We start from the raw sequence: 7,309 nt of genomic DNA, 5'->3' as shown, positions 1-7,309 counted from the left end.
CCTCTAGTGTGCCAGTTGTTCCGCCAGGAGCATCGCTGGTTGGCTACGTACGGAAGGGATAACCGCTGAAAGCATCTAAGCGGGAAGCCTGTTTTAAGATGAGGTTTCATTTGAGGTCCCCTACAGACGATGGGGTTGATAGGCCAGACCTGGACACACCGCAAGGTGCGAAGGCTACTGGTACTAATAGACCAAAACAAACACACCAAACCCTTAGGGTTTGGGGAATAAACACAAACAACATAAAGACAATCGTCACTGTTGCTCGCGTCCACTACACAGTATCTGACACAACACACACAACCAGACCAGGTGTGCTCTAAGTGTTTGTCGGTGGCCTATAGCAGCAGGGAAACGCCCGGACCCATTCCGAACCCGGAAGCTAAGCCTGCCCGCGCTGATGGTACTGCAACCGGGAGGTTGTGGGAGAGTAAGAAACCGCCGACACCAAACAACAACAAACAAACAACTTCATACAAACCCAAAGAGAGGGGACCGTTAAAGCAACACCGCTTTAACGGCCCCCTCTTTTTTCTACGTTTTCACACACACCACCACCCAGCACGAACAACACCACAACCTCACTCCGCGCGACTGGTTCCACGCCCTGCCCGTAGGGCGGAGACTTGAACCTAAAAGTGCAGACCTGAAAACCCAGACCCCCAGCACACTCCCCACACCCCACGCCACCACCACGACACCCCACCTTAATGAGTCGCCTCCCAGGTCTGGCCAAATAGAAACCCAGCACAACGTTTGCTCTGTAAGGAGGCGTGGTATACGTGCGTTTTAGCGTTGTTCTCGCACTTTGTGCGGGTCTTGTTTACTAATATGTTGCGTAGCGCGATCTTGGCGGCGGGATGGAGGAGATGATGGTGGATTTTTCCCAATCTTCGGTGGCTTTTAAAAATTCCTATAACCCTGTCTTTCTCGCCGATCTTGAATCTGTTCCATACAAGGAAAAGAATGAAGACGCGTCGCCCTATAATCTTTATGAGGTGTTCAAAGAGGAGGGGCCTGTTCCCGATGGCGGGACGTGGCTGGAGGCCTTTTTGTTTCTAGGAATCTTTGCGCTACTTGAGTCAGTTTTCATCCTCATAGTCTGGGCGCTTAACAGCCAAGAAGTTCCGTGGTTGGTCTTTCTCCTACTTGGGGGGCTCTTCGTTTATCACGTGTATCGGATCGTGTCGTGGCGGTTGTTTATGAGAAAGTTGGCTACGGCGTGGAAGAACGGCTGGATCGATTGCTACCCTGCGTGGTTGGGCAGTCTCTATTTCGATGAGAACAATGTAAAATCGGGGAAATCTAAGTATTTCTACCGGACGAAGCTCATGATCATGGCGCCGAGCGGGGAAACACATACCTTTGAGGATTTTGAGGCGCAAGCGGAAAGCCCGCGTGAGTTGGAGTCAAACAGGGTGGCTTTGGCAAGCGATCTTCGAAGGGTTCGGCTCGACCCTCAGCGCAACAACGGGTGGTCCTTTTTTGCTGTTGTGCGCGGGAAACCGTTGGGGCACGGAAGTTTGGAGACCGGATTGAATAAGGCGCAGATTGCCGCGGGGCTCGAACGCGTCCACTATGGCTGGCCTCTAGACAAGTCACCTTTTGAGGGGTGAGAGTACAGGCTACGGGGAATGTGGGGCGCTTCACTAGCGGCGGAACATATTGCTGTTTTAGGGGTGCTGACCTGTACACTGGTTCGGTACATACGGACGCGTCGATCGCAGAAAGTGCATAGCTTTAATGTCTGAAACCAACTCCCGCGACCACGGCCGCGAACAGGACCGGGACCGCGAAGGGTCCTCGAATGGCAACCGTGGACACAATCGCTCTGGGGGCCGCAAGTTTGACAAGCGCGGCGGATCACAGGGGCGTCGCGAAGAGCGTCGCGGTGATCGCCGTGATGAGCGTCGTGGTAGGCGTGACGGCGCTCAACCGCGTCGTGATGACCGGCGTAGCAATCACAAGGGCCATGACCGTGATAAGCACAAGGTCTCGCACCCCCAGCGCTCTGGTTACCGTGAGGAGCGAATTAACCGCCGCATGACGGACCCGGATCTGCCGTCTGATATTGACATCACTGACCTTGATCCTTCGGTTCTCCAGGACCTTTCGTCGTTGTCGAAGGAGAATTCTGAGGCCGTAGCTAAACACCTCATTATGGCAGCAACGTGGTTGGACGATGATCCGAAGCTGAGTCTTCGTCACGCACGCGCCGCAAAGGATCGCGCCGGACGTGTCTCTGTGGCACGAGAGATGAATGGTATTGCAGCTTACCGTGCTGGTGAGTGGAAAGAGGCTTTGGCCGAACTTCGTGCGGCTCGCCGTATTTCCGGTGGGCCGGGCCTTCTTGCCGTTATGGCTGACTGCGAGCGTGGTCTCGGCCGTCCTGAAAAAGCAGTCGAGCTGTGGCGTAGTGAAGACGCCAAGGAACTCGCGCCAGAGGATGCTATCGAGTTGGCCATCGTTGCCGCGGGCGCACGACTGGACATGGGTCAGGCAGATTCAGCTGTGGTCACGATACAACGCGCGCAGCCGAACAAGGACGCTACCGGAGTTGCTGCTTGCCGTCTTTCCTATGCCTATGGCAATGCACTGCTGGAAGCTGGCCGTAAGGACGAAGCCAAGGAATGGTTCCAGCACGCGTCTGACATCGATGAAGGAGACTGGACGGACGCTGCGGAGCGTCTGGCCGAGTTTTAACAATGAGTATTCTCAAAACCCATGATTCGCTCTTGCTGGATCTTGACGGAACTGTGTGGGAAGGCGGCCAGGCGTTGCAGTGCGTCGTGGATGTGGTCAACTCGTGCGGTATCCCAACCGTGTATGTAACGAATAACGCTTCACGTAGTCCGCAGACGGTGGCAGATATGCTTGGGGAAATCGGTGTGAAAACTGACGCTGGGCATGTCGTCACGTCCGCGCAGGCCGCAATTCGTATGGCTCGCGAGGATCTGTCAGCGGGAGCCAAGGTCTTGATCATTGGCGCCGATTCGTTCCGCGCGCTAGCCCGTGCAGCGGGATTCGAAGTCGTCGACAGTGCTGATGACAAGCCTGCAGCCGTCCTCCAAGGAATGGACAAATCCGTGGGCTGGACACAGCTTTCGGAAGGCGCAATCGCCATCAACAACGGGGCGAAATACTATGCCTCGAACTTGGACACCCAGCTGCCGACGGAACGTGGTTTGGCTGTAGGTAATGGCTCGCTCGTTGCAGCCATTACCTCGACCACTGGCGTGGAGCCCAAATCAGCTGGTAAGCCGGAACCGGCCATGTTTACTCAAGCAGCCAAGCTGGTGGGTGCGACGAAGCCACTTGCAGTGGGTGACCGCCTTGACACTGATATTGCGGGCGGAAACACGGCAGCGATGGACACGTTCCATGTGCTTACCGGTGTGTCCCGCGAGCTTGAGCTCATTGAGGCACCGGTGGATCTGCGTCCAAACTTTATTGGCGCGGGCTTCCATGAGCTCTCCCTGTCAGAAGCACAGGCAAGTCCGGGTGCACAGGGTGGGTTCATGGCGCGTTACGACGGCTATGACATCGTGCTGCAGGGCGGTAACGAAAAGTCGACATCGATCGAAGCGCTGCGCACGGTTCTCGAAGTCGCCTGGGCTGGCCCCAAGCCGCCACGCTACATCCAGCCACGCAGTGAGTTCGCTGAGAAGGCCGTATCCACATGGCAGTAAAGCCACATGACCCGCGAGCAGTCATGGCGCCGGAAGCACTCGACGCCTCCGTGGCTGCCATTCTGCAGGAGCCAGCTGATTCCCTCGAGGAGGAGCTGGTGCAGTTAGATCGTGTGCACGCTGTGTTGCGTGATGCTCTCCAAGACAACTGAGGAAAGATTCACATATGCCCCCACAACGTCGCCGCCTCGATGCGGAGCTGGTTCGCCGCAAGATCGCACGCTCTCGCGAGCAAGCAGTGGACATGATCAAGGCTGGACGCGTCACGGTTGGCGGATTCACAGCGACAAAACCTGCCACTGTGGTGGAACCAGAGGTCTCCATCAAGGTAGAAGCAGAGGAAGGGGACGATTGGGCGTCGCGAGGCGCGCACAAGCTCCTTGGAGCTCTGGACGCTTTTGACGTGGACCTTAAGGGTCGACGTGTCTTGGACGCGGGGGCGTCGACTGGCGGCTTTACTGACGTGTGCCTGCGTAAGGGAGCAGCTGAGGTTCTGTCGGTCGATGTGGGCTATGGGCAGCTGCTGTGGAGGCTACAGAATGATGAGCGGGTAACCGTTCTCGACCGCACGAATATTCGCAACCTCACGCTGGAGCACACCGACGGCCCGTGTGATGCCATGGTTGGAGACCTGTCCTTTATCTCCCTCAAGCTCGTCCTGCCGGCCATTGTTGAATGCATGTCCGAAGGCGCATGGTTGCTGCCCATGGTGAAACCGCAGTTCGAGGTAGGCAAGGATCGCATTGGTTCGGGTGGCGTGGTGCGCTCGCCGGAGCTACGTGCTGAGGTAACTAAGGATGTTGCGCTCTTTGCGCAGAGCCTTGGGCTTAGTGTGCATGGTGTCGCAGCCTCGCCGTTGCCGGGCCCAAGTGGCAACGTGGAGTATTTCCTCTGGCTTGTGAAGGACGGCATGTCTACTTCAGAAGATAAGCTAGACGCCATGATCGACACGGCCATCAAGGAGGGACCACAGTGAGTAGGACTGTTACGGCAGAGGCCACAGCTCGTCGCGAAATTCTCCTTGTCCCGCATGCCAGCCGTGAGGAGAACCTTGTTGCTACGCATCGAGCAGCGGAACTGCTGCAAGAAGCTGGAATTAAGGTGCGCGTGTGCGCCGCAGATACCGTTTTGTCAGGTTTGCAGCACGTCAAACACACCCCGGCGGCGGCCGAAGGGTGCGAACTCGTTCTCGTGCTCGGCGGTGATGGCACCTTTCTTCGGGCTGCGGACATGGCCCGGGCGGTGGATGTCCCAGTGCTGGGCATTAACCTGGGGCACGTGGGTTTCCTTGCCGAGTGGGAGGCAGAGTCCCTTGACCGCGCTCTCGTGAGGGTTATCGAGCAGACCTATGAGGTTGAGGACCGGCTGACAATCGACGTCGCTGTGTTTGATTCCGAAGGTGAGCTCCGCCAGCGTGGCTGGGCGCTGAACGAGGCCTCGATTGAGAATCTCAACCGCTCGGGAGTACTCGATGCAATCCTCGAGATTGACGGTCGCCCCGTGTCCTCGTTTGGGTGCGATGGTGTTCTTATTTCCACTCCGACTGGTTCCACCGCTTATGCTTTCTCCGCCGGTGGCCCAGTGCTGTGGCCCTCTCTGGATGCGATCCTCGTGGTGCCGAACAATGCTCATGCCCTTTTCACCAAGCCCCTCGTCGTGTCACCTGATTCCCAAGTCGCGGTGGAGTCGGCATCGGCGACGACTCCAGCCGTAGTAATCCTTGATGGCTTCCGTGAAATTTCGATGCCACCCGGTGCGCGTGTCGAGATTGTTCGTGGTGAACGTCCAGTGCGCTGGGTCAGACTCGATGATCAACCGTTCACCGACCGCCTCGTCTCCAAACTTCGGTTGCCAGTGGAAGGTTGGCGCGGACCGCGCCGCTAATATGCTCCTTTAAGAGTGGAGCAGAACAAGGAGGAACTCCCGACGTGCTCGTAGACATCAGCATTGCTGACCTTGGCGTCATCGAAAGCTCCTCAGCGGAGCTCTCGCATGGCTTAACCGTTCTCACGGGTGAAACCGGTGCCGGTAAGACCATGGTCGTTACCGGACTTCGCCTACTGGCCGGTGGACGCGCCGATGCTTCCCGGGTACGAGATGGTGCGGCGAAGGCTGCGGTCGAGGGACATTTTTCTTCTCACTCGGAGGCAGTCGCGCAGCTGGTCGAGGACGCCGGGGGAGAGGCTGATGAAAACGGCGAATATATCGCTTCCCGCACGGTGTCCTCGGCGGGTCGCTCTCGTGCCTATTTGGGAGGGCGTGCTGTTCCCGCCGCCACTCTGGGTGACTTCGCCTCGCACCTCATTACTGTCCACGGCCAAAATGACCAGCTCAGATTGCTCGCGGCGGATCAACAGCTAGCAGCGATTGATAGGTTTGAGCCGGCTATCGATAAGGTCCGTACCGCGTACACGGAGGCCTTTAGTCATTGGCGTGCTCTGGCGAAGGATTATCAGCGCCGCACGGAAAAGCGCCGTGAGATGGCACAGGAAGTAGACCGCCTCCAGTTCGCTATCACCGAAATCACCGACCTAGATCCGGAGCCGGGCGAAGACGCAGAGCTGGTAACCCTCATTCGGCGATTGCAGGATGTGGACACCCTGCGCGAAGCCGCCGCTTCGGCACTGACAGCCCTTGATGGTGGTGAAGGTTTTGGTGATGAAGATACTGCCGTGAACCTTGTTGGCGCTGCGGAATCGGCGCTGGCGGGCTCCACCGATGCGGAGTTGGCGCGGTTGGGTGAGCGCCTCAGTGAGGTCTCCAGTCAGCTCACCGACATTGCAACCGAGCTTGCGACGTATCTCAGTGATCTTCCCGCAGACCCTAGTCTCCTCGAAGAATCTCTGCAGCGTCAGCAAGAACTCAAGCGCCTGACTCGAAAGTATGCCGCCGACATCGACGGTGTCTTGGAGTGGCGTGATTCCGCAGAGGCCAAGCTTGCAACACTTGATACGTCTTCTGAAGCCCTTGAGGCACTCAAGAAGGACGTGATGGAGGCAGAGAAAGCCATGGTGGCCAAGGCGGAGAAGCTGACATCGGCACGCACGAAGGCCGCTAAGAAACTTGGCTCGCACGTGACGGAAGAAATCCACGGTCTAGCTATGCCGAATTCCACGCTGACGGTCACGGTGAATAAGACCAAATATTCCAAGAGCGGTGCGGACGAGGTGGAGTTCCAGCTCAACGGTAAACCATTGGCATCTGCGGCGTCCGGCGGTGAGCTTTCGCGCGTCATGCTTGCCATGGAAGTCGTCCTTGCGAGCGGTGATGGAACCACCTTGGTCTTCGATGAGGTCGATGCCGGTGTGGGTGGCCGCGCGGCGGTGGAAATTGGGCGTCGACTAGCGCGGCTCTCCACCACAAACCAGGTCATCTGTGTCACCCACCTGCCCCAGGTTGCCGCCTATGCGGACTCGCATCTGCATGTGTCAAAGGAGAAATTCACGTCTGGTGTTGCGGATCTCAGCGCTGAGGAACGGGTAGAAGAGCTGGCGCGCATGTTGGCGGGCCTCGATGACACCGATACTGGCCGCGCGCATGCACAAGAGCTTTTTGACCGTGCGCAGGCAGAAGTTGCTGCTTTCCGCGCGCCTTCCACACATTGAGCCTCTAACAGGGGA

The 7,309-nt window shown here is 57.6% G+C and carries 7 protein-coding genes and 2 rRNA genes; all 9 read left to right on the top strand.

What is annotated here, in order from left to right:
- A 23S ribosomal RNA gene (locus M5J09_RS10725) occupies positions 1–208 on the top strand; the annotation flags it as partial.
- A 121-nt stretch (positions 209–329) separates the two neighbouring features.
- A 5S ribosomal RNA gene (rrf, locus tag M5J09_RS10720) occupies positions 330–447 on the top strand.
- 422 nt (positions 448–869) lie between these two features.
- Entirely contained in the window at positions 870–1,616 is a 747-nt protein-coding gene (locus M5J09_RS10715) for a hypothetical protein (protein WP_257157835.1), read from the top strand.
- 127 nt (positions 1,617–1,743) lie between these two features.
- Positions 1,744–2,703: a tetratricopeptide repeat protein gene (locus M5J09_RS10710; protein WP_144792526.1), complete on the top strand. Its 960-nt coding sequence runs from the start codon at positions 1,744–1,746 to the stop codon at positions 2,701–2,703.
- A 2-nt stretch (positions 2,704–2,705) separates the two neighbouring features.
- Positions 2,706–3,689, top strand: a complete 984-nt coding sequence (locus M5J09_RS10705) for an HAD-IIA family hydrolase (protein WP_257157834.1) — start codon at positions 2,706–2,708, stop codon at positions 3,687–3,689.
- On the top strand, positions 3,680–3,841 hold the full coding sequence (locus M5J09_RS10700) for a hypothetical protein (RefSeq protein ID WP_169744722.1): 162 nt from the start codon (positions 3,680–3,682) through the stop codon (positions 3,839–3,841). Before M5J09_RS10705 ends, M5J09_RS10700 begins: the two co-directional genes overlap by 10 nt.
- 14 nt (positions 3,842–3,855) lie before the next feature.
- The gene (locus tag M5J09_RS10695) at positions 3,856–4,665 is read left to right on the top strand and encodes a TlyA family RNA methyltransferase (RefSeq protein ID WP_257157833.1); all 810 of its coding nucleotides are present in this window, start codon (positions 3,856–3,858) and stop codon (positions 4,663–4,665) included.
- Entirely contained in the window at positions 4,662–5,573 is a 912-nt protein-coding gene (locus M5J09_RS10690; protein WP_042530973.1) for an NAD kinase, read from the top strand. Before M5J09_RS10695 ends, M5J09_RS10690 begins: the two co-directional genes overlap by 4 nt.
- Before the next feature lie 44 nt (positions 5,574–5,617).
- Positions 5,618–7,294, top strand: a complete 1,677-nt coding sequence (recN, locus tag M5J09_RS10685; RefSeq protein ID WP_257157832.1) for a DNA repair protein RecN — start codon at positions 5,618–5,620, stop codon at positions 7,292–7,294.
- Positions 7,295–7,309 lie beyond the last annotated feature (15 nt).

Origin of the sequence: Corynebacterium sp. BF-R-2 (genome assembly GCF_024586525.1) — a bacterium.
Classification (GTDB): Bacteria; Actinomycetota; Actinomycetes; order Mycobacteriales; family Mycobacteriaceae; genus Corynebacterium; species Corynebacterium singulare.
The sequence above is the reverse complement of the archived record's forward strand: the minus strand, read 5'-3'. Positions and strand labels throughout refer to the sequence as shown.

What these genes read in the sequence shown, in the direction of transcription:
- M5J09_RS10715 (WP_257157835.1), top strand. Translation starts at nt 870, where the DNA reads ATGATGGTGGATTTTTCCCAATCTTCGGTGGCTTTTAAAAATTCCTAT.
- M5J09_RS10710 (WP_144792526.1), top strand. Translation starts at nt 1,744, where the DNA reads ATGTCTGAAACCAACTCCCGCGACCACGGCCGCGAACAGGACCGGGAC.
- M5J09_RS10705 (WP_257157834.1), top strand. Translation starts at nt 2,706, where the DNA reads ATGAGTATTCTCAAAACCCATGATTCGCTCTTGCTGGATCTTGACGGA.
- M5J09_RS10700 (WP_169744722.1), top strand. Translation starts at nt 3,680, where the DNA reads ATGGCAGTAAAGCCACATGACCCGCGAGCAGTCATGGCGCCGGAAGCA.
- M5J09_RS10695 (WP_257157833.1), top strand. Translation starts at nt 3,856, where the DNA reads ATGCCCCCACAACGTCGCCGCCTCGATGCGGAGCTGGTTCGCCGCAAG.